The sequence below is a fragment of the Pseudomonas sp. 1L-C-7-B-C1 genome (assembly GCF_057291635.1).
In genome coordinates, this window is sequence record NZ_JBXAWH010000011.1 from 171,917 (window position 1) to 193,726 (window position 21,810).

General features: G+C 60.7%; 17 protein-coding genes. 7 read left to right on the forward strand and 10 right to left on the reverse strand.

Features of this window, described 5'->3' with window-relative positions:
• Positions 1-17: 17 nt before the first annotated feature.
• The 5 genes from hisC to mtnA all read right to left on the reverse strand — a co-directional run bounded on the left by hisC (position 18) and on the right by mtnA (position 7,799).
• Positions 18-1,130: a histidinol-phosphate transaminase gene (hisC, locus tag AC0Z8Z_RS17960; protein WP_485619990.1), complete on the reverse strand. Its 1,113-nt coding sequence runs from the start codon at positions 1,128-1,130 to the stop codon at positions 18-20.
• A gap of 53 nt (positions 1,131-1,183) precedes the next feature.
• Positions 1,184-2,278 carry a prephenate dehydratase gene (gene pheA / locus AC0Z8Z_RS17965; RefSeq protein WP_122535649.1) on the reverse strand — a complete coding sequence of 365 codons (1,095 nt, stop codon included), beginning with the start codon at positions 2,276-2,278 and terminating at the stop codon, positions 1,184-1,186.
• Complete coding sequence (gene serC, locus AC0Z8Z_RS17970) at positions 2,278-3,363, reverse strand: 3-phosphoserine/phosphohydroxythreonine transaminase (RefSeq protein ID WP_485619992.1); 1,086 nt, start codon at positions 3,361-3,363, stop codon at positions 2,278-2,280. Before serC ends, pheA begins: the two co-directional genes overlap by 1 nt.
• A 258-nt stretch (positions 3,364-3,621) precedes the next feature.
• Positions 3,622-6,417 carry a DNA gyrase subunit A gene (gene gyrA, locus AC0Z8Z_RS17975; RefSeq protein ID WP_485619994.1) on the reverse strand — a complete coding sequence of 932 codons (2,796 nt, stop codon included), beginning with the start codon at positions 6,415-6,417 and terminating at the stop codon, positions 3,622-3,624.
• A 305-nt stretch (positions 6,418-6,722) separates the two neighbouring features.
• Positions 6,723-7,799, reverse strand: coding sequence for an S-methyl-5-thioribose-1-phosphate isomerase (gene mtnA / locus AC0Z8Z_RS17980; protein ID WP_485619995.1), 1,077 nt, complete (start codon positions 7,797-7,799; stop codon positions 6,723-6,725).
• A 164-nt stretch (positions 7,800-7,963) separates the two neighbouring features.
• Here mtnA and AC0Z8Z_RS17985 point away from each other — a divergent pair, with 164 nt between their 5' ends.
• The 5 genes from AC0Z8Z_RS17985 (at position 7,964) to AC0Z8Z_RS18005 (ending at position 13,023) form a co-directional block, all read left to right on the forward strand.
• Complete coding sequence (locus tag AC0Z8Z_RS17985) at positions 7,964-9,295, forward strand: TRZ/ATZ family hydrolase (RefSeq protein WP_485619996.1); 1,332 nt, start codon at positions 7,964-7,966, stop codon at positions 9,293-9,295.
• A 67-nt stretch (positions 9,296-9,362) separates the two neighbouring features.
• Entirely contained in the window at positions 9,363-10,061 is a 699-nt protein-coding gene (ubiG, locus tag AC0Z8Z_RS17990) for a bifunctional 2-polyprenyl-6-hydroxyphenol methylase/3-demethylubiquinol 3-O-methyltransferase UbiG (RefSeq protein WP_122535654.1), read from the forward strand.
• 3 nt (positions 10,062-10,064) lie between these two features.
• Positions 10,065-10,736, forward strand: a complete 672-nt coding sequence (mupP, locus tag AC0Z8Z_RS17995; RefSeq protein WP_272632069.1) for an N-acetylmuramic acid 6-phosphate phosphatase MupP — start codon at positions 10,065-10,067, stop codon at positions 10,734-10,736.
• A gap of 322 nt (positions 10,737-11,058) precedes the next feature.
• Positions 11,059-11,805: a YciK family oxidoreductase gene (locus AC0Z8Z_RS18000; RefSeq protein WP_485619997.1), complete on the forward strand. Its 747-nt coding sequence runs from the start codon at positions 11,059-11,061 to the stop codon at positions 11,803-11,805.
• Positions 11,806-12,096: 291 nt separating this feature from the next.
• Positions 12,097-13,023 (forward strand): GGDEF domain-containing protein, encoded by a 927-nt coding sequence (locus AC0Z8Z_RS18005; protein WP_485619998.1) that lies wholly within the window; start codon positions 12,097-12,099, stop codon positions 13,021-13,023.
• 4 nt (positions 13,024-13,027) lie between these two features.
• Here the strand turns inward: AC0Z8Z_RS18005 and AC0Z8Z_RS18010 are convergent, their stop codons facing one another.
• The 5 genes from AC0Z8Z_RS18010 to trhO all read right to left on the reverse strand — a co-directional run bounded on the left by AC0Z8Z_RS18010 (position 13,028) and on the right by trhO (position 20,039).
• The gene (locus AC0Z8Z_RS18010; protein WP_485619999.1) at positions 13,028-13,825 is read right to left on the reverse strand and encodes an iron-containing redox enzyme family protein; all 798 of its coding nucleotides are present in this window, start codon (positions 13,823-13,825) and stop codon (positions 13,028-13,030) included.
• A gap of 35 nt (positions 13,826-13,860) precedes the next feature.
• Entirely contained in the window at positions 13,861-16,326 is a 2,466-nt protein-coding gene (locus AC0Z8Z_RS18015) for an EAL domain-containing protein (RefSeq protein WP_485620000.1), read from the reverse strand.
• A gap of 268 nt (positions 16,327-16,594) precedes the next feature.
• Positions 16,595-18,442, reverse strand: coding sequence for an ABC transporter ATP-binding protein (locus tag AC0Z8Z_RS18020; RefSeq protein ID WP_485620001.1), 1,848 nt, complete (start codon positions 18,440-18,442; stop codon positions 16,595-16,597).
• Entirely contained in the window at positions 18,429-19,064 is a 636-nt protein-coding gene (locus tag AC0Z8Z_RS18025; RefSeq protein ID WP_485620002.1) for a DsbA family protein, read from the reverse strand. The genes AC0Z8Z_RS18020 and AC0Z8Z_RS18025 overlap by 14 nt, the downstream gene beginning before the upstream one ends.
• A 3-nt stretch (positions 19,065-19,067) precedes the next feature.
• Positions 19,068-20,039 carry an oxygen-dependent tRNA uridine(34) hydroxylase TrhO gene (trhO, locus tag AC0Z8Z_RS18030; RefSeq protein WP_485620003.1) on the reverse strand — a complete coding sequence of 324 codons (972 nt, stop codon included), beginning with the start codon at positions 20,037-20,039 and terminating at the stop codon, positions 19,068-19,070.
• A 224-nt stretch (positions 20,040-20,263) separates the two neighbouring features.
• Here trhO and AC0Z8Z_RS18035 point away from each other — a divergent pair, with 224 nt between their 5' ends.
• Positions 20,264-20,890: an FMN-dependent NADH-azoreductase gene (locus AC0Z8Z_RS18035; RefSeq protein WP_485620004.1), complete on the forward strand. Its 627-nt coding sequence runs from the start codon at positions 20,264-20,266 to the stop codon at positions 20,888-20,890.
• Between the two features lie 133 nt (positions 20,891-21,023).
• Entirely contained in the window at positions 21,024-21,725 is a 702-nt protein-coding gene (locus AC0Z8Z_RS18040) for a glutathione S-transferase family protein (RefSeq protein ID WP_485620005.1), read from the forward strand.
• Positions 21,726-21,810 lie beyond the last annotated feature (85 nt).

The window sequence follows — 21,810 nt, forward strand, 5'->3', positions numbered from 1 at the left end:
GTCGCAGCGACATGACATCAACCACGCGCCAAAACCTTGCTTAACGCCTCAAGAAAGCGGCTGTTTTCTGCTGGCAGACCAATGCTCACCCGCAGATGATCGGGCATGCCGTAACCGCCGACCGGTCGAACGATGACGCCTTCGCGCAGCAATCCTTCATAAACCGAAGCGGCTTCGCGGTCCAAGTCCACGGCGATGAAGTTGGCCTTTGAGGGAATCCAGGCCAGGCCCATCCGGCCAAGCCCTTCTTCCAGCTGCTGCATGCCGGCTTCATTCAGCTGACGGCTTTGCGCAACATAGTCAACATCGTCCAGCGCGGCGCAGGCAGCTGCCAGTGCAAGGCTGTTGACGTTGAATGGCTGACGCACGCGGTTCAGCACGTCCGCCACGACCGGCGAGGACAACGCATAACCGACGCGCAACGACGCCAGGCCATAGGCCTTGGAGAACGTCCGCGAGACCAGCAGGTTCGGATAGGTACTCAGGAAGTCGAGCCCGTCAGGCAGTTCGGCACCTTCGGCGTATTCGATGTAAGCCTCGTCCAACACCACCAGCACGTCCCTGGGCACCTGAGCGAGGAAATCCGCCAAAGCGCCCGGCCCGAACCAGGTCCCGGTGGGGTTGTTCGGATTGGCGATGAAGACCACCCGGGTGTTGCTGTCGATGGCGGCGAGCATGGCCGGCAGGTCGTGCCCCCAATTCTTTGCCTTGGCAATGTGAGCGGTTGCGCCCACGGCCTGGGTGACGATTGGATAGATCGCGAACGCGTGTTCACTGAACACCGCATTGAGCCCCGGGGCCAGATAGGCACGGGCGACGATTTCCAGAATGTCATTGGAGCCGTTGCCGAGCGTCACCTGATCAGGGTGCACTCCACAGGCCTGCGACAAGCGCTGCTTGAGCTCGAAACCGTTGCCGTCGGGGTAACGGGTCAACTCCGCCAGTGCGTCTTTGATCGCCTGCAACGCCCTGGGGCTCGCGCCCATCGGGTTTTCGTTGCTCGCCAGCTTGATGATGCGCGCCGGATCGATACCCAGTTCACGGGCCAGTTCGTCCACCGGTTTGCCGGGAACGTAAGGCGATAGTTTTTGCACGCCGGGCTGTGCCAGCGCGAGGAAGTCGCCGCTCATGTATCGCATTACCTTTTCAGTGAAACCTGTGGGCTACAAGTCCGGACGCAGGATCAAAGTACTGCCTTCGGATAGGAACCCAACACCTTGAGCGCCACGGCTTCCTGGCTGATTTGCTCAAGAACGGCCTTGATCAGCGGGTCGCGGTAGTGGCCGACGAAATCGATGAAAAACACGTAGGTCCACTTACCGCTTCGCGAGGGCCGCGTCTCGATCCGCGTCAGGTCGATGCCGTTTTCGTGGAAAGGCACCAACAGTTCATGCAGCGCACCGGGCTTGTTGCTCATCGACACAATGATCGACGTCTTGTCGTCGCCCGTCGGCGGCACTTCCTGATTGCCGATCATGAGGAAACGTGTGGAGTTGTCCGGACGGTCTTCGATCTTCTCGGCAATCCGCGTCAGCCCGTAAAGGCCCGCCGCCATATCACCGGCGATCGCCGCCGAGTTCCACTCACCCTTGACCCGCTTGGCCGCCTCGGCATTGCTGGCGACAGCGACGCGCTCGACGTTCGGGTAGTGCGCGTCCAGCCATTTGCGGCATTGCGCCAGGGACTGCGCGTGGGAATAGATGCGGCTGATGCTGTCGGTCTTGGTGCTCTCGCCCACCAGCAGATGATGGTGAATACGCAGCTCGACTTCGCCACAGATGACCATGTCGTGCTCAAGAAAGCTGTCCAGGGTGTGGTTGACCGCACCTTCGGTGGAGTTCTCCACCGGGACGACGCCGAAGTTCACCGCACCGGCGACGACTTCGCGGAACACTTCGTCGATCGCAGCCATCGGCTTGCTGATCACGGCGTGACCAAAATGCTTCAGCGCCGCCGCCTGAGTAAAGGTGCCTTCCGGGCCGAGATACGCGACCTTGAGCGGCTGCTCAAGCGCAAGACACGAGGACATGATTTCGCGGAACAGCCGCGCCATCTCTTCGTTGCTCAACGGGCCACGATTACGCTCCATGACGCGCTTGAGCACCGCTGCTTCACGTTCAGGGCGATAAAACACCGGTACTTCGCCAGCCGGGAGACCGGCCATCTTGACGCGCGCGACTTCCTGGGCACAGCGGGCGCGCTCGCTGATCAGCTCCAGAACCTTTTCGTCCAGGCTGTCGATGCGGACCCGCAGTGCCTTGAGCTCTTGTTCAGACATTAGCCGTGTTCCTTCTCGAACTCTGCCATGTAGGCGGTCAGGGCATTGACCGCATTGATGTCGATGGCGTTGTAGATGGAGGCGCGCATGCCGCCCACCGAACGGTGGCCCTTGAGGTTCAGCAGATTGCGCGCTTCGGCACCCGCGAGGAACGGCTTGTCCAGGCGATCATCGGCCAGACGGAACGGCACGTTCATCCACGAGCGATCGGAGGGGTTGATCGGGTTGCTGTACAAGCCGCTGGCGTCGATGAAGTCGTACAGCGTGCGCTGCTTGAGCTCATTGCGCACGGCCATGGCCTCGACGCCGCCCTGCTCTTTCAGCCATTCGAAGACCAGACCGGACAGGTACCAGGCCAGCGTTGGCGGCGTGTTGTACATGGATCCGTTGTCGGCGGCGACTTTGTAGTTGAGCATCGTTGGACACAGCGAGCGCGCGCGACCCAGCAGGTCCTCGCGGATGATCGCCACGACAATGCCGCTCGGGCCGATGTTCTTCTGGGCGCCAGCGAAGATCATGCCGAAACGCGACACGTCGAGACGGCGCGAAAGAATGTCCGAAGACATGTCAGCAACCAGCGGCACGTCGCCGGTTTCCGGAATCCAGTTGAATTGCAGACCGCCAATGGTCTCGTTGGGCACGTAGTGAACGTAGGCGGCGTCTTTCGACAGCTTCCATTCGCTCTGACCGGGGATAGCGAAGTAATCGGCGGGTTTGGCGCTGGCGGCCACATTGATGTTGCCGTAGCGCGATGCTTCTTCAATGGCTTTCTGCGACCAGATGCCGGTGTCGATGTAGTCGGCCGTGCCGTTTTCCGGCAGCAGGTTCAACGGAACCTGAGCGAATTGCTGACTGCCGCCACCTTGAAGAAACAGCACTTTGTAATTGGAGGGGACAGACAGCAGATCGCGAAAATCCTGCTCCGCCTTGGTGGCGATGGAGACGAACTCGTCGCTGCGATGGCTCATTTCCATGACGGACAGGCCTTTGCCATGCCAGTCCAGGAGTTCGGCCTGGGCGCGCAGCAGAACAGCTTCAGGGAGCGCGGCAGGACCTGCGCAGAAGTTAAAGGCTCGCTTGCTCATATCCACTCTCGTCGTGTCACTGAATTAATTTGGAACGGGTGAAATGCGGGGAAGTGCAGGACAGGGACTGCATTGTGTCAGAAGATCCGCATCGCGACCGTCGTTACCTCCGGTTGCTCCTACAGACGTTCTCTGGTCGGGCGCTGAGATCGACTGTAGGAACAGTCGGAGTTTGCGACGGTCGCGAAAGCGGTCTGCCTGACAGCGTGCGCCCCATGATTCTAAGGAGGGGGCCGGATCGCCAGCCCCCTCTCAGCGTTACTCCTGCGGCTCGTCTTCGTCAGCCGCGGGATCCGCCTGCACATCGTCAGCGGACTCGTCGGTGTCGACGGCGCCAATCACGTCGCCATCAACCTCTTCGCCCTCGAACGCTTCGCCTTCCAGCTCTTCGCCTTCGACTTCCGATGGCTCCTGCACGCGCTCCAGACCTACCAGTTTCTCGTCCTTGGCCAGCTTGATCAGGGTCACGCCCTGAGTGTTACGGCCCAGACTCGATACTTCGCCAACGCGGGTACGCACCAGCGTGCCCTGGTCGGAAATCAGCATGATTTCCTCGCCGTCCTGCACCTGAACCGCGCCGACCAGACGGCCGTTACGCTCGTTGCTGACCATGGCGATGACGCCCTGACCGCCACGCTTGTACTCAGGGAACTCAGTGATCGCGGTGCGCTTGCCGTAGCCACGCTCGGAAGCGGTGAGGATCTGGCTGCCCTGCTCCGGAATCAGCATGGAAATCAGCTTCTGCCCTTCAGGCAGACGCATGCCGCGCACACCGCGAGCGGTACGGCCCATGGCGCGCACTTCGGATTCCTTGAAGCGGGTGACCTTGCCGCCGTCGGAGAACAGCATGATTTCCTGCTCGCCATCGGTGACGGCCGCGGAAATCAGGATGTCGCCTTCGTCCAGCTCCAGCGCAATCAGGCCAACGCTGCGTTGACGACTGAACGCCACCAGCGGGGTCTTCTTGACGGTACCGTTGGCGGTCGACATGAAGATGAACGGGGCCTTCTTCTTGTCGGCAGCCTTGATGCGCGCCTTGCGCTCTTCTTCGGTCTCGTTGCTGTTTTCGAGGTCTTCGGCGTCGGCGTCCACGCCTTCGGCTTCTTCTTCGTCAGCCCGCTTGCGCATGGCTTCGAGGTCGACCGGCAGCATGGTGGTGATGTATTCACCTTCACTCAGCGGCAACAGGTTGACCAGCGGACGACCACGGGCGGCGCGGGACGCTTCCGGGATCTCGTAGGTCTTGAGCCAGTACACCTTGCCTTTGCTGGAGAACATCAGCAGCGTGGTGTGGCTGTTGGCGACCAGCAGGTGAGCGATGTAGTCCTCATCCTTGACGCCGGTGGCCGACTTGCCTTTGCCGCCGCGACGCTGGGCCTGATAGACGGCCAGCGGCTGAGTCTTGGCGTAGCCACCGTGGGAGATGGTCACGACGCGCTCTTCTTCGGGGATCATGTCGCCGAGGGTCAGGTCCAGGCGCGCATCGAGGATTTCGGTGCGACGCACATCGCCGTATTCGGCGCGGATCAGCTCCAGCTCTTCGCGGATGACTTCCATCAGGCGCGTGGCGCTGTTGAGGATGCGCAGCAGCTCGCCGATCTGAGTCAGGATTTCCTGGTACTCGGTCAGCAGCTTTTCGTGCTCCAGACCGGTCAAGCGGTGCAGACGCAGTTCGAGGATGGCCTGAGCCTGTTCCGGCGAAAGGAAATACTTGCCGTCACGCATGCCGTACTGAGGATCGAGGTTTTCCGGGCGGGAGGATTCGGCGCCTGCGCGCTCGACCATCTCGACCACGGCGCTGGATTCCCAAGGCGTGCTGATCAGACCTTCCTTGGCTTCAGCCGGCGTCGGCGAGGCTTTGATGAGGGCGATGACCGGGTCAATGTTCGACAGGGCAACGGCCTGACCTTCGAGGATGTGACCCCGCTCGCGGGCCTTGCGCAGTTCGAACACGGTGCGGCGGGTAACCACTTCGCGACGGTGACGAATAAAGGCTTCCAGCAGGTCCTTGAGGTTCAGGATGCGTGGGCGGCCGTCGATCAGCGCAACAATGTTGATACCGAAGACGCTTTGCAGCTGGGTCTGGGCGTAAAGATTGTTGAGGATGACCTCAGGCACTTCGCCGCGACGCAGCTCGATGACCACGCGCATGCCGTCCTTGTCGGACTCGTCACGCAGTTCGGTGATGCCTTCAAGCTTCTTCTCTTTGACCAGCTCGGCGATCTTCTCGATCAGGCGCGCCTTGTTCAGCTGGTACGGCAGTTCGGTGATGACGATCTGCTGGCGACCACCGACCTTGTCGATATCTTCGACAATGGAGCGGGCGCGCATGTATATGCGGCCACGGCCGGTTTTGTAGGCTTCGACGATGCCGGCACGACCATTGATGATCGCGGCGGTCGGGAAGTCAGGGCCGGGGATGTACTGCATCAACTCGTCGACGGTGAGGTCGCCGTTGTCGATGAGCGCCAGACAGCCGTCGATGACTTCACCGAGGTTGTGCGGCGGAATGTTGGTCGCCATGCCCACGGCGATGCCGCTCGAGCCGTTGACCAGCAGGTTGGGAATACGGGTCGGCATGACCGCAGGGATCTGTTCGGTGCCGTCGTAGTTCGGCACCCAGTCCACGGTTTCCTTGTGCAGGTCGGCCAGCAGCTCGTGGGCCAGCTTGGTCATGCGAACTTCGGTGTATCGCATGGCGGCGGCGTTGTCGCCGTCCACGGAACCGAAGTTGCCCTGGCCATCTACCAGCAGGTAGCGCAGGGAAAAGGGTTGGGCCATACGAACGATGGTGTCGTAGACCGCGGTGTCGCCATGCGGGTGGTACTTACCGATAACGTCACCGACCACACGGGCGGATTTCTTGTACGGCTTGTTCCAGTCGTTACCCAGTTCGCTCATCGCGAACAGTACCCGCCGGTGCACGGGCTTCAAGCCGTCGCGCGCATCGGGGAGAGCACGTCCGACGATGACGCTCATCGCGTAGTCGAGGTAGGACTGCTTCAGCTCGTCTTCGATATTGACCGGGAGGATTTCTTTGGCCAGTTCGCCCATGAGAAGCCTGATTCCTTTTTCTGGTGAAACCTCGCTCAGCCGTACGGGATGAACAAGGCTTGCCGCTGCCGACGATTGTCAGGCAACGACTTACGACAAATCAGCGAGTTATGCCATGAATAGGCGCAGTTATCAGGGTCGCCATGCGGCCCTTTGGAAAGCGCCGGATGGTACCACAATCGCCGTCAGGCACGAAGTGTTTGCAGGTGCCGCGAACAAGCCATTTCGCCAGCAGACGCCTGAGACGCGCTCACAGAGCGTGATACGGCGTATGGGGACGAACGGTATTACCGGTCACGGCGTGATTAATGCAGGCGTTTGCGGCACATCAACAGCGCCATTTTCGCCGTGTCGGGGCGCTCGACGATGCCCTTCTCGGTGACGATGGCGTCGATGAGATCGGCGGGCGTCACGTCGAAGACGGGGTTGAAGGCGTCGACGTCGGCGCCCACACGCTTGCCGCCGACTTCCAGCAATTCGCGGCCGTCGCGCTCTTCGATGGGAATGTCGTCGCCGCTGGCCAGGTTCATGTCGATGGTCGAGCTCGGCGCTACCACCATGAAGCGCACGCCGTGGTGCATTGCCGCGACTGCTAACTGGTAAGTGCCGATCTTGTTGGCGACGTCGCCGTTGGCGGTAATGCGGTCGGCACCCACGATGACCCAGGTGATGCCCTTGGTTTTCATCAGGTGCGCGGCCGCAGAGTCGGCGTTGAGGGTGACCGGAATGCCTTCGTTGACCAGTTCCCACGCCGTGAGGCGGGAGCCCTGCAGCCAGGGCCGGGTTTCATCGGCGTAAACGCGCTCGATCATGCCTTCAAGATGTGCTGCGCGAATGACACCGAGTGCGGTACCAAAGCCGCCGGTGGCCAGCGCGCCGGTGTTGCAGTGGGTCAGCACGGTCTGCAGGTTGCCCTGATGCTTGCGGATCAGCTCGGCACCCAGTTGCGCCATGGTCAGGTTCGCTTCGCGGTCGCTCAAATGAATAGCCACGGCTTCGGCTTCCATGACCTTCAGCGGATCTTCGTGATCCTTCAGGCGATACAGGCGCTCGCGCATGCGGTTCAGCGCCCAGAACAGGTTGACCGCCGTGGGCCGGGAATTGGCCAGCAGGTCGAAGTCTTCTTCCAGGGCCATCTGCCAGTCGCCGCCTTCGGCCAGACGATCAATAACCGCCAATACGATGCCGTAGGCCGCACTGATGCCGATAGCCGGCGCGCCGCGCACCACCATCGTGCGAATGGCTTCGGCCACGCCTTCGGCACTGGTGTAGGGATGCCAGGTTTCTTCGAAGGGCAAGACCCGCTGATCCAGCAGATGCAACGTGCCGTCCCGCCAATCGATGGCCTTTACCTTCTCCGCAGCCAGTAATCGATCGCGCATTGCACACCCCACTTGATGAATTTTTGAAAAACCTGCTGCCACAGCGACGGTGCAAAGAAGCAAATCGCCAGCACCTTAAAAAGCCGCCGATTATAGCGAGCCGCCTGCGAAGACGCTCGGGTATACTTCGCCGTCCCCGTAATAAGCCATTGGATGCCCGCCCCATGCCCCATTCCGCTGCCCCGCTCGACCTGTTGTTGCTGCCGGACTGGCTGGTACCGGTCGAACCCGCCGGCGTTGTGTTGAAGCAGCACGGGATCGGCATTCGCGATGACCTGATCGTTTACATCGGTCCGCGTGCCGAGGCCCTGCGCCAGCCGGCCCTCGAAGTGCGCGAGTTGCCGGGCATGCTGCTCAGTCCCGGGCTGATCAACGCCCACGGCCATGCGGCGATGACGCTGTTTCGCGGTCTGGCGGATGATCTGCCGCTGATGACCTGGCTGCAGGATCATATCTGGCCAGCCGAGGCGAAATGGGTTGATGAGGATTTCGTTCGCGACGGCACCGATCTGGCCATCGCCGAGCAGTTAAAAGGCGGCATCACCTGCTTCTCCGATATGTATTTTTTCCCGAAGGTTGCCTGCGAGCGGGTGCACAACAGTGGCATTCGCGCACAGATCACCGTGCCGGTGCTGGACTTCCCGATACCCGGCGCACGCAACAGCGACGAATCGCTGCACATCGGCATCGAGCTGTTCAACGACCTCGCCCACCACGATCGCATCAAGATCGCCATGGGCCCCCACGCGCCCTACACCGTCAGCGATGAAAACCTGGAGAAGATCCGGGTCATCGCCGATGAGCTGGACGCGATGATCCAGATGCACGTTCACGAAACCGCCTTTGAAGTGCACGAGGCCGTTCAGCAACGCCAGGAACGCCCCCTCGCGCGGCTGCAGCGCCTGGGCCTGCTGGGCCCGCGCTTCCAGGCGGTGCACATGACCCAGATCAGTGATGACGACCTGGCGATGCTGGTCGAAAGCAACTCCAGCGTCATTCACTGCCCCGAATCCAACCTGAAACTGGCCAGCGGTTTTTGCCCGGTCGAGCGTCTGTGGCAGGCCGGGGTCAACGTCGCCATCGGCACCGACGGTGCGGCCAGCAACAATGACCTGGATCTCCTTGGCGAAACCCGCACTGCTGCGCTGCTGGCGAAAGCCGTCGCCGGCTCGGCCACCGCGCTGGACGCCCACCGTGCGCTGCGCATGGCCACGCTGAACGGCGCTCGCGCCATGGGCATTGATGATCACACAGGCTCGCTGCAAATCGGCAAGGCCGCCGACATGGTCGCGTTCGACCTTTCGGGGCTCGCGCAACAGCCGGTCTACGACCCGGTGTCACAACTTATTTACGCAACGGGACGCGACTGCGTGACCCACGTCTGGGTCGCCGGCAAGCAGTTGCTGCAGGACAAACGCCTGACCCGCATGGACGAAGAAGCGCTGACCCGAACCGCCAAAGCCTGGGGCGACCGCATCGCGTCAGATAAAGCCTGACCCATTGAGCGCCGCCACGGTCAGATACCGTGGCCGGACACCGAATTCAAGTTTTAGAGGATCACACATGAGCAACGTCGACCACGCCGAAATCGCCAAATTCGAGGCCCTCGCCCATCGCTGGTGGGACCGCAACAGCGAGTTCAAGCCGCTGCACGACATCAATCCGCTCCGGGTTAACTGGATTGACGAGCGCGTGAATCTGGCCGGCAAAAAGGTGCTCGACGTCGGCTGCGGCGGCGGCATTCTGAGCGAGGCCATGGCCTTGCGCGGCGCCACCGTGACCGGCATCGACATGGGCGAAGCGCCACTGGCCGTGGCGCAACTGCATCAACTGGAATCCGGCGTGAGCGTTGAATACCGGCAGATCACCGCCGAAGCGCTGGCCGAAGAAATGCCCGAGCAATTCGATGTCGTGACCTGCCTGGAAATGCTCGAGCACGTACCCGACCCTTCGTCGGTGATTCGCGCCTGCTACCAGATGGTCAAGCCGGGCGGTCAGGTGTTTTTCTCCACCATCAACCGCAATCCGAAGGCGTACCTGTTCGCCATCATCGGCGCCGAATACATCATGAACCTGCTGCCGCGCGGCACCCATGACTTCAAGAAATTCATCCGCCCGTCCGAGCTGGGCGCGTGGAGCCGTGATGCCGGGCTGCAGGTCAAGGACATCACCGGCCTGACCTACAACCCGCTGACCAAGCACTACAAGCTGGCGTCCGACGTCGACGTCAATTACATGATCCAGACACTGCGAGGAGTCTGAGCCATGCGCCTGAGGGCAGTTCTCTTCGACATGGACGGCACGCTGCTCGACACCGCGCCGGACTTCATCGCAATCTGCCAGGCGATGCTGGCCGAACGCGGCTTCCCGCGTGTGGACGACAAGCTGATTCGCGACGAAATCTCAGGCGGCGCAAAGGCCATGGTTTCGGCGGCGTTCGCCATGTCCCCCGACGCGCCGGAATTCGAGGCGCTGCGACTGGAGTTTCTGGCGCGCTACCAGACTGATTGCGCCGTGCACAGCAAGCTGTTCGACGGCATGGCCGAGTTGCTGGCGGACATCGAAAAAGCCAACTTGATCTGGGGCGTGGTGACCAACAAACCGGTGCGCTTTGCCCAACCGATCATGGAACAACTGGGTTTGTCGGAACGCTCTGCGCTGCTGATCTGCCCGGACCACGTGACCAAGAGCAAGCCCGACCCGGAGCCGCTGTTGCTGGCCTGCAAGATGCTCGATCTGGACCCGGCCAGCGTGTTGTTCGTGGGCGATGACCTGCGTGACATCGAATCCGGCCGCGACGCCGGGACCAAGACCGCCGCCGTTCGCTATGGCTATATCCATCCCCACGACAACCCCGATCATTGGGGCGCGGACGTGGTGGTGAATCACCCGCTGGAACTGCGCCGGGTGCTGGACGATGCGTTGTGCAGTTGCTGATTTGAGACCGAATGCAAATCCCTTGTGGGACGATCGGGGTCGCGCTCCATCTTGCTCGCGAAGACGACGGTACGTCAGTCGCATCTTTAGTGGATCCAGAATACATTCGCGAGCAAGCTCGCTCCCACAGGATCGGGGTGGACTCGATATCTTGGTTACACCTCCGGACTTGTGGGAGCGAGCTTGCTCGCGAAGAGGACGGTACATCCGTCGCATCTTTAGTGAATCCAGAATACATTCGCGAGCAAGCTCGCTCCCACAGTAATGCCGCCAGCCACACACTGCGTTTTACCGCTTGACTACGTGTGATGAAGGAGACCCCATGTTCAATTACTCCGCCCGCCCCGATCTGCTCAAGGACCGGGTGATTCTGGTCACCGGCGCCGGCCGTGGTATTGGCGCCGCTGCCGCGAAAACCTACGCCGCCCACGGTGCAACGGTCTTGCTGCTGGGCAGGACCGAATCGAACCTGAGCGCGCTGTATGACGAGATCGAGGCCGCCGGGCATCCGCAGCCCGTGGTCATCCCGTTCGACCTCGAGACTGCCCTGCCCCATCAATACGATGAACTCGCCGCGATGATCGAAGCCGAGTTCGGTCGGCTAGACGGCGTATTGCACAATGCCTCGATCATCGGCCCGCGCACGCCGATCGAACAGCTCACTGGCGAGCAGTTCATGCAAGTCATGCACGTCAACGTCAACGCCACCTTCATGCTGACCACTGCGTTGCTGCCTCTGCTCAAGCTCTCGGGTGACGCATCCATTGCGTTCACCTCCAGCAGCGTCGGGCGCAAAGGCCGCGCATATTGGGGCGCCTATGGTGTGTCCAAGTTCGCCACCGAAGGGCTGATGCAGACACTGGCCGATGAAATCGATGGGCTGGGGTCGCTACGCGCCAATAGCATCAATCCGGGCGCAACCCGCACTGACATGCGCGCCCAGGCGTACCCGGCCGAGGACCCGACCAATAACCCGACGCCGGAAGAGATCATGCCGGTGTACCTGTACCTGATGGGCCCGGATAGTAAGGGCATCAACGGGCAGGCACTGGATGCGCAGACCCGCTGAACCCGGCTGTGGGTTCGTCGCAGCCCATGGGAGCGAGCGCACTGACGCTGCGCTCCCTCATCTGAATATCTAGTGGCGCCGGGTGCCCTCCACTCGGCAGTTTCCTGTCGTCTTGTATCGCCCAATGCGTTCGGAATCGATACGTAAGTCAAATCCAAGGCGCCGATAGGTACCAAACCTGTCACAATCCGCCGCAACTTGTTGATTGACAATACTTTTCACGCAGGCAGTCGAATTGGCACGAGTTTCGCTCTCTGCATTTCAAGCCCGTAGAGGCGAAGGAGCGGAACCATGAGTTTTCCAACCACCACCAATGCCATAGATTTCGACAGCGCCCGGCTGCAACGCCATGGTTTCGCGCCGCAGCACAGACTCGTCCGGCCTGCCCTCGATTACGAGCAGCTTCGGCGTCAGCTCGACCTGCAACTGCAGACCAGCCTTGAAGCGGATAAGATCCTGTCGATGCTCTTCCAGAGCATTCAGCAGCTCATCCCGCTGAATGCCCTTAACTTTAAACACCTGCCCACCGATCTGCGTCTGGAGCTCGGCGAACGCGCCCGGCATAACGCCACGTACAGCATGACCCACGAAGGCAAGCAACTTGGCGAGCTTTCGTTCCAGCGTGATCATCGTTTTGCCGAGCACGAGCTGGAGCAACTCGAATCGTTGCTGTCGAGCTTGCTCTACCCCCTGCGCAATGCCCTGCTGTACCGCCATGCCAGCCTGAGTGCGCTGCGTGACCCGCTGACCGGCGCCGGTAACCGGATTGCCATGGAACAGTCACTCATTCGAGAGTTCGAAATCGCACGCCGCCAGCAGCAACCGCTATCGGTGCTGATGCTGGACATCGACCACTTCAAGGGCATCAACGACACCCATGGCCATGCCACGGGCGATGAAGTGCTGCGGGCCGTGACCAACGCAGTCAAGGATCGCCTGCGTAATATCGATCAAGTGTTCAGATTTGGCGGTGAGGAATTTCTTATCGTGCTGAGCGACACCAGTCGTGAGTCAGCCGCGCTGGTGGGTGAGCGCCTGCGCAGTGCGGCACTGCAACTGAGTTATCCGGTGACAGGACGGCCTCTGGATCTGACCGTCAGCCTCGGTTGCTCGACGCTGCTGCCGGGCGAATCGTCCGACAGCATGTTGCGCCGCGCCGACACGGCCCTGTACGCCGCCAAGCGCAAGGGCCGCAACCGCCTGGAGATGGCGGGCTGATCGATCAGGCGCGGGCAGGTATCCGGTGTTCCCGGACCGAGCCGTTACCTTCCTGGGATCGTTCCAGCGTCATGCATCGTTCAAGGAACAGGAACATGTACTCGTAACTCTTGCAGACCGCCATTCGCAGGTCGGTCTGCAATTGCTCGCTGGGGTTGTTGCCGGCCAGGGTGCAAATGATTTCCAACGCTTCCCAAGGGTGGGAATCGTCGTACTGCGCATGCATCTTCAGCCACTTCATCGCCCGCTTTCGTGTCTCCGGCGGGAACAGGTCTGCGTAGGTGTCCTGGGAACAGACCACCGCAGACCATTCACCAGTGGCGCCTTCAATGGCGTAGTTGGTCGCCGCAATGGCCACCACCAGCGAATCCGACGAACAGCTGTGCCAGCACCAGTGATTCAACGCGTGAAGTTCCGAGGGCACCCTTTGCGCCTGCAGGTCTTCCAGTGTCACCCCATGGGCGGCGCTCCAGTTGACCCAGTAATCGGCGTGGTTGAGTTCGACCCGAATATTGCGCATTAACCATCGTCGTGCCATGTCTTCACCCGGGTGTCGGGCGAATCGGGTTTTGGTCAGGTTATGCGCCATATAGACCGCGAACTGTTCGACAACCGGCCAGCCACCAATCAGGTACTGGCGCATGGTCTTAGAACTGAGCCGCCCGTCACGCATGCGTTGATAAAGTTCATGCCCTACCACCTTGGCCTTGGCGTCACTGCAATCATTAATCAATTGCTGTGCCCAAGCGGGGTAACTGCTGGCATCCATCAGCGGACCGGTTCTAATGAACATATCGATCACTGTGTAGCTCCTTATGTGAGTTGCGTAGGGTGTGTTCAGCGAAAAGTCCCGGGAGCGCTGAACAACAGGGGGGTCTGCCTCGCGGGCCGTGCGTGCAGACATTCACAGGTGAATAATTGCGGTCGCTCGATAACATACCCCTGAGCGTAGTCCACACCGATTTCCAATAACGCCTGCTCTATCTGAGGGCTCTCGACAAACTCGGCGATCGTCTGTTTGCCCATCACGTGCCCGATATGGTTGATCACTTCCACCATCGCCCGGTTGACCGGATCGTCGAGCATGTCCTTTACGAAACTGCCATCAATCTTCAGGAAGTCCACAGGCAAGTGCTTCAAGTACGCAAATGACGACATGCCTGCACAGAAGTCATCCAGAGAGAAACGGCATCCCAGACTTTTGAGTTCATTGATAAACCGAATGGCGCTGCCCAAGTTAGCGATCGCACTGGTTTCGGTGATTTCAAAACAGATAAGTTCAGGGGGGATTGCGTAGATCTGGAACTGCTGTCGCAAATATTCAAGAAATGCGTCGTCGCCAATGCTGGTCCCGGACAGGTTGATCGCACACACCGCCATGGGCCCCTTGTGGTGCCCGACCTTGAGGCAGTCGGCAATGATCATGAAGACGTGCTGCACGACCCAGCGATCCAGTGTGGTCATCATGCCGTAGCGTTCTGCGGCGGGGATGAAGCTGTCGGGCAGGATCATCCGCCCGGACTCGTCCCGCAGCCGCAGCAGAATCTCGATATGGCCATTGCTTTGCTCGGCGTTGCGACCCAGCGCTGCGATTTCCTGGGAATACAGGCAGAAGCGGTTCTCTTCGAGGGCCATGTGCAGGCGCTGAATCCACGCCATTTCACCAAAGCGGGTGGACAGATCGGAGTCGTCGTCGTGGTAGACCTGAACCCGGTTGCGGCCTTTTTCCTTGGCCATGTAGCAGGCCATGTCGGCGGCGCGCAGCGAGGCTTCCAGGGTGGTCGGGACCTCGTCGATGTGCACCAGGCCAATGCTGACCGTGGTCACAAACGGCCGGCCTTTCCAGACAAAATGCAGGCTTTCCACCGTTTGCCGCAGACTTTCGGCGACCCGTTCGGCGTCCTCCGGCGCGCAATGTTCGAGGAGGATGCCGAACTCGTCACCGCCCAGTCGCGCCAGGGTGTCACCCTCCCGCACGCCCTGCTGCAACAGCGTGCAAATGTGCCGCAGCAACTCATCACCCGCCGCATGACCGCTGGTGTCGTTGACCAGCTTGAACTGGTCAAGATCCAGAAATAATAGTGCATGCCGCGCGGGCTGCTCCACCAGATTGTTGAGGGCCAGTTCCAGGCGGTATTCGAACTCGCGGCGGTTCGCCAGTCCGGTCAGGGCATCGTGGGTCGCTTGCCAGGACAGGTTGGCGATGTATTGCCGCTCCTGGGTCATGTCGTGCAGCACCAGCACCGCGCCACTGACCTTGCCTTCGGCGCGAATCGGCGAGCCGACCAGCGCGACCGACACAGTGCTGCCGTCCAGGCGCTGAATCAGTCTGGAGCTTTCGCTGCCGCCGCCCAGATTGCCACTGAGCATGCGCTCGATCAGGGTCGAAGTGTCTTTCTGGTCATTCTCGTCGAGCAGGCTGAATAACGCGGCCAGCGGCAGGCCGGCCGCCTGCTCGTTTTTCCAGTGAGTCATGAGTTCGGCGGCGGGATTCATATAGACGATGGAGCCGTCGACGTCGGTGGTGATGACACCATCACCGATGGACTCAAGGGTAATTTGCGCACGCTCCTTTTCCATCTGCAGCGCGACCGCGAAGGCATGGCGCTGCTCCAGCAACTTATGGGTGCGCAGCAGCGCCAGGATGATCAGGCACAGCGCGGTGGCGAGGTTGACCACCAGCAGAATTCGCAGGATGACCCGCGAGCCCTCGCCCAGCGCGTCGCTGAAGGCCATGGCCGCGGGCGTGACGCCTTCGTTGATGGCGCTGATGCGCTGCCGCCACCCCAGGACCTCGCTATTGGTGACGTTGCCTTCCTGAATCCGCGCGTGCATTTCCCGGGCGACTTCATCGAGCTTGACCAGGTAGTTGTCACCGACCTTCCACAGGTCAATGGCCTTTTCCAGGTAGCTGAAGTGCTGAAAATTCAGATAAAGCCAGATGATGCTCTGGGCATCGTCAGGGTGGTTGCCACCTTGCAGAATCCCGGCCTTGGCGCGCGCGATGTCGGGCACCGGCTGATCCATGGCCAGGCGCAGGTCATGGCCGCCCTGGGGAATGGCAATGGCTTTTTGGTATTTCAGGTAATTAATGTCGTCGCGGCTGTTGGCGTAGAGATTCAGGTAATAAATGGCGTCTTTCTGGCCCTTCGACCACAGGCTCTCCCCGCCAATGTAGCTGCGCACCGCCGACATCATGTACAGGCTGACGCAGCCGAGCAGTGCCTGTAACAGCACAACGGCGATAAATGGCCATACGATGCCCAGAAGGCGAGGCTTCTCGAGAATCCGCTTTTGCTTCATGGTGTCCCTTTGATCAGCACTGCCAGATACTCAGCCCCCCTGCCAGGCAACCTTCCTGGAGCCTGAGGGACTTCGCTAATTTCCACGATGCAGCAGACAATCTCTCACATCCATTACAAGACGTAACCAGCCAATTGAGTGGAGAGACGTAAACATGACGCTTCTCACATTTCCGGCGGGCGTCGACGCGAAGCATAGCCCAACAATTGACGTGTTCCAGTGGCGATACGCCATTTCACCATGAACCTCCCGAACCCCACAGGCTGAGTCACACCTGTTGCAGGTGTCCGTAGAGCCTGGCGTACAGCCCGCCGTCTGCAATCAGCTGCTGATGGTCACCGTCCTCGGCAATGCGCCCGCCATCGAACACCAGCACCCGATCCGCCTGTTTCACTGCCGAAAGTCGGTGGGCAATGATCAGCGTGGTGCGGCCACTTAAAAAACGGTTCAGCGCCTGATGCAGGTTGTACTCGGTGGCAGCGTCCAGGGCAGAAGTAGCCTCGTCGAGAATCACCACCTTGGGGTCAGCCAGGACCATGCGCGCAATCGCCAGCCGTTGTCGCTGGCCACCAGACAACCGAACACCCGAGCGCCCGACCACACTGTCCAGCCCGAGGGGCAGGGCGCGGATCGTGGCATCCATCTGTGCGATTTCCAGCGCCTGCCAACAGGCGCTGTCGTCCTGCTCGCGCCCCATCAGCAGGTTGGCACGGACGGTGTCGTTGAACAGCGCCGGATGTTGCAGCACCACCGCGACGTTCTCGCGCACGGTGTCCAGACCCATCTCCTGCATGCGCGAGCCACCAAAACGAATCACGCCGGATTGGGGGGTGTACAGGCCGAGCAACAACTGGACCAGCGTGCTTTTGCCGCCGCCGCTGGCACCGACAATGGCGACCTTCTCGCCCGGATTGATGGACAAGTCAAGTTCATCGAGGACCAACTCGTCGTTGTAGCCGAAGCTCAACCCGCGCACGTCGATGCTCACCGTCTGCCGACCCTCGAACGGATTGATTTTTCCCGGGTACTGAGGTTCGTCCGCACGGGCCAGCAGCTCGTTGATCCGGGTCAGCGCGCCGCCCGCCGCGTAGTAGGCGTACTGCAGGTTCAGCAGTTGTTCGACGGGGCCGATCATGAACCACAGGTAGCTGAACACGGCGAGCATGTGACCGATGGACAGGTCGGAGAACAGCACCGTCAGCATCGCGGCAGCGCGGAAAATGTCGATGCCGAACTGAAACAGCAACCCGCTGGCCCGGCCCGACGCGTCGCTCTTCCATTGAGACGACACCGCGTAATCGCGCACTTCCCGGGCGCGCAGGCCGAGCAATCCGAGGAAATACCCCTGACGGTTGCTGGCGCGGATCTCCTGGATCGCGTCGAGGGTTTCAGTGAGCGCCTGGGTGAAGCGCGAAGTGCTGTCGTTTTCCAGCTTCTTGAGGTGTTTAACGCGCTTGCCGAGTTTCACCGTGGCGAACACCACCAGCGGGTTGAACAGCAGAATCAGCAGCGCCAGTTGCCAGTGCATCCACATCAGGATCGCGGCAGTGCCTGTGAGGGTAAGCATCGCCACGAGAAACTTGCTGAGCGTTTCGCCGACGAATTTGTCGACGGTGTCCAGATCCGTCACCAGGTGCGCGGTGACCGTGCCGCTGCCCAGGCTTTCGTATTCGCTCAGCGAGATGCGCTTGAGTCGCTCGATCAGGCGCGTGCGAATGCGGTAGACAATGTTTTTGGCCAGGCCGGCAAACAGCCACGACTGAATCACGTTGAACACCAGCGCGCCCAGGCGCAGGCAGAGTGTCGCCACCAGCATCAGACCGATGTAGCCGACGGGCTTGTGCAGGCTGTCGGGCAGGAACTGATTCATGAAGATCAGCGCCGAATTGCCTTTGCCCAGTAGCACTTCATCGACCAGTAACGGCAACAGCAGCGGTATAGGCACCGAGCAGAGCACGGCCAGAACCGCGACGCCATTGGCCACCCACAGCGATTTCCTGTGCTGCAGGGCAAGGCGGCGGATCTGCGCCCAGTTCAAGCGATCAACGGCGGGAGGCTCATCAACCGATGGTGCGGTGCTGCGACGGTCCGCATTCTCGACATCAGGCACTGGCATTACGCTCCAGCCAGCGACCCAGCAAGGGCTCAAGGACATCAAGGGGTTGATAACCGTTGGTCAGCAGCGCCAACTGGCCGTGGTGCTCGGCAAGCAATGTCGGAAAACCCGCGATGCCCAAGTCCTGAACCCAGGAGAAATCCGACGCAGTTGCGGTGTGCTGTTCGACGCTGTCGAAGGCTTCGGCAAACTCGATGCGCGGCAAGCCGGCTTTTTCGGCCAGCTCGGCCAGCACCGAGCCGTGGGTCACGTCGCGGCCGTCCAGATAAAAGGCCTGCTGGATTTCCTTGACCAGCCGCCAGGCCACGTCCGGGGCCAGACTGCGCGCCGCAACAATCGCTCGGCAGGCAGGCGCGGTGTCGTAGACGAAACCGTCGGGCAAGGCGCCGTCGAAACGGAACGCCTGGCCCGTGGCCTCGTGCACCGCTTGCCAGTGTTCGAGGATGTAGCGTTTGGTCGTCGGTTCCAGCGCCGCGCCACTGCCGGTGCGCAACCCGCCCACCACCAGATGCAACGGCACCCCCGCCGCTCCCGCCTGCTCGACCAATGCTTCGGCCACCGGAGAAAATCCCCAGCACCAGGAACACATCGGGTCCATCACATACAGCAGGCGGGTGGACATGGCTCAGCCCTCGTTGCTTTGAGTTTCAGTGGCCTGGCCGTCGAGCGCACGGTAATTGCGCCCGATCGGGTGCGGCTGATTGCGCGCCTTCGCCAGTTCGATCTGCTTCTGCCGGTCGATGGCGCTGCGGCGGGTTTTTTCGCTCAGTGAATCCCAGCAATGCGGGCAACTGACGCCCGGCGAATAGTGCTCGCTGGCGCGGTCTTCTGCGCTGATCGGTGTGCGGCAGGCGTGACATTGATCGTAGTCGCCTTCGGTCAGGTCGTGGCGCACGGTGACGCGATTGTCGAACACGAAGCAGTCGCCCTGCCAGCGGGTTTCTTCCTGGGGCACTTCTTCCAGGTATTTGAGAATGCCGCCCTTGAGGTGGTAGACCTCTTCGAACCCTTCACCGAGCATGTAGCTGGAGGCCTTCTCACAGCGAATGCCGCCGGTGCAGAACATCGCGACCTTCTTGTGCCTGGCTGGATCGAAATTCGCCTTGATGTAATCGGGAAACTCACGGAATGACGTGGTCTTGGGGTCAATCGCGCCTTCGAAAGTGCCGATGGACACTTCGTAATCGTTGCGCGTGTCGATGAGCAGCACTTCAGGGTCGGCGATCAGCGCGTTCCAGTCCTTGGGATCAACATAGGTGCCGACGGCCTTGTTCGGGTCTACGCCCGGCACGCCGAGGGTCACGATCTCTTTCTTGAGTTTGACCTTGGTGCGGTAGAACGGCTGCTCGTCGCAGTAGGATTCCTTATGGTCGATATCGACCATGCGCGGGTCCTTCTTCAGCCAGGCCATCAAGCCGTCGATGCCCTCGCGGCTGCCGGAGACGGTGCCGTTGATGCCTTCCTCCGCGATCAGCAAGGTGCCCTTGATGCCGTTGTCGACCATCGCCTGCAGCAGTGGCTCGCGCAGCGCGACGTAATCGGAAAGGGTGACGAATTTGTACAGCGCCGCGACGACGATGGGTGCGGTTTGGGTCATGTGGCGTCTCCAGGTGGTGACCCTCGCAAAGGGCCTACCGGGTGAATGATTCAGATAAGCGTGTGCCGACCGGGCAACGCGGCGCGGATTCTATCAAGAATCGAACGTGGGCAGGCAGGAGGGTTGATCAATCGCCTCATCGCTCCGTCCACCTGCCGGGAACATCGGCCTGAGCGTCACGGACTAAATGACATCGCTTCCCCACCCCCACAGGAACGAATCCCATGCATATTCTTCACCTTGCCAGCTCTCCCCGCGGCGATCGCTCTGCCTCTCTCAAACTCGCTGCGCGCTATCTCGAGACCCTGACCTCGTTGCACGCCGACGCCACGGTGGATGTCCTGGACGTCTGGACGACCGATCTGCTGCCCTTCGACGGTGCCGCACTGGAGGCCAAGTACGCCGATCTGCAAGGCGTGCAGATGAACGCCGAGCAGCAGATGGTGTGGGAGCAGATACATGCATTGGGCGAGCGTTTCCATCGCGCCGACGTCATCGTTTTCAGCGTGCCGATGTGGAATTTTGGTATTCCTTACCGCCTCAAGCATCTGATCGACGCCGTGTCGCAGCGGGGCGTGCTGTTCGATTTCGACGCTCAGGGCATGCGCGGTCTGCTCAAAGGCAAGAAAGTGGTGGTGTTCGCGACCCGTGGGGTAGCGCTTGGGGAGGATTTCCCCACGGAGGACTACGATCATCAGGTCGCTTACCTGAAAACCTGGGCGCGCATGGTGGGTGTACCGGCCATCGATGCGGTGGTGTCGGAAGCCACCCTCGCGGATGCGACGACGGCGGAGAAGAACTTCAACGCGGCGCTGGCGCAGGCCTCGAAGCTGGCGGCCGACCTGACATGAACGCCCGTCAAATCAGGAATGCATTCGTACCTAACGAATGTTAGGTAGCCTATTGACCGAGGCGGTATTCAAGCCTAAGGTTGGCCTACCTAACAACCGTTAGGTGCTTAATCTTCCATTACAGGACAGCGCCATGACGACCAGACTGCAGCTATTCACTTCCCCTTCAGCGTTCCCCAATCCCCAGCGGCTACGGCTGTTCATGCACGAAAAAGGCATCGCCGATCAGTTCGATGAAACCGTCTATGACATGGCGCCCGGCGGCGAACAACGCGGCTGGCGTCACCTCAACATGAACCCATGGGGCGAAACCCCTACCCTTCAATTGGCGGATGGCAGCTTCATCTCTGAAACACCGGCCATCGTCCGTTTTCTCGACCAGTCCTACCCCGGCCGCAAGATCATGGGAGAAACCCCGCTGGAGCAGGGCCTGGACAACATGTGGGATAACCGCATCTGGGTGCATATCCTGTATCGCATCGTCACGGCTTTTCACGTCTTGCACACCGGGCTCGGTTTCAAACTGGAATTGACGAAGAATGAGGCATGGGGTGAACACTGCCGCAAGGAGGCACTGATGCACGCGGCCTTGGTGAATCGTCACCTGGCTGACGGTCGCGAATGGCTGTTGGGCGGTGCCGAACCGACGTTTGCCGATATCACGCTGGCTACCGCGATTGCCTTTTCCAAGTTCCCGGTAAACGCGACCCCGCTGGACGAGCGTTTCGAGCATCTCGATAGCTACTGGCAGCGCTGGCAGAAGCGCCCAAGTTTCCAGGCCGCCTACGCTGATCGCAGCAGTGGCATACCGGAACTGGATTCACCTTCCGCCTGATCCGTCTGGATCCGCACGTCATGATGTGTGAGGACGATTGCCTGGACATTTGCTTTAAGATGGCCGGTTCCACAGCAACTCGTCC

Bases quoted from the DNA above. Each gene is read 5' to 3' on its own strand.
- AC0Z8Z_RS18015 (WP_485620000.1), bottom strand. From the start codon at position 16,326: ATGAAGCAAAAGCGGATTCTCGAGAAGCCTCGCCTTCTGGGCATCGTA.
- AC0Z8Z_RS18040 (WP_485620005.1), top strand. From the start codon at position 21,024: ATGACGACCAGACTGCAGCTATTCACTTCCCCTTCAGCGTTCCCCAAT.
- gyrA (WP_485619994.1), bottom strand. From the start codon at position 6,417: ATGGGCGAACTGGCCAAAGAAATCCTCCCGGTCAATATCGAAGACGAG.
- hisC (WP_485619990.1), bottom strand. From the start codon at position 1,130: ATGAGCGGCGACTTCCTCGCGCTGGCACAGCCCGGCGTGCAAAAACTA.
- trhO (WP_485620003.1), bottom strand. From the start codon at position 20,039: ATGACCCAAACCGCACCCATCGTCGTCGCGGCGCTGTACAAATTCGTC.
- AC0Z8Z_RS18000 (WP_485619997.1), top strand. From the start codon at position 11,059: ATGTTCAATTACTCCGCCCGCCCCGATCTGCTCAAGGACCGGGTGATT.
- pheA (WP_122535649.1), bottom strand. From the start codon at position 2,278: ATGTCTGAACAAGAGCTCAAGGCACTGCGGGTCCGCATCGACAGCCTG.
- mupP (WP_272632069.1), top strand. From the start codon at position 10,065: ATGCGCCTGAGGGCAGTTCTCTTCGACATGGACGGCACGCTGCTCGAC.
- AC0Z8Z_RS18020 (WP_485620001.1), bottom strand. From the start codon at position 18,442: ATGCCAGTGCCTGATGTCGAGAATGCGGACCGTCGCAGCACCGCACCA.
- AC0Z8Z_RS18025 (WP_485620002.1), bottom strand. From the start codon at position 19,064: ATGTCCACCCGCCTGCTGTATGTGATGGACCCGATGTGTTCCTGGTGC.
- AC0Z8Z_RS17985 (WP_485619996.1), top strand. From the start codon at position 7,964: ATGCCCCATTCCGCTGCCCCGCTCGACCTGTTGTTGCTGCCGGACTGG.
- ubiG (WP_122535654.1), top strand. From the start codon at position 9,363: ATGAGCAACGTCGACCACGCCGAAATCGCCAAATTCGAGGCCCTCGCC.
- serC (WP_485619992.1), bottom strand. From the start codon at position 3,363: ATGAGCAAGCGAGCCTTTAACTTCTGCGCAGGTCCTGCCGCGCTCCCT.
- AC0Z8Z_RS18035 (WP_485620004.1), top strand. From the start codon at position 20,264: ATGCATATTCTTCACCTTGCCAGCTCTCCCCGCGGCGATCGCTCTGCC.
- mtnA (WP_485619995.1), bottom strand. From the start codon at position 7,799: ATGCGCGATCGATTACTGGCTGCGGAGAAGGTAAAGGCCATCGATTGG.
- AC0Z8Z_RS18005 (WP_485619998.1), top strand. From the start codon at position 12,097: ATGAGTTTTCCAACCACCACCAATGCCATAGATTTCGACAGCGCCCGG.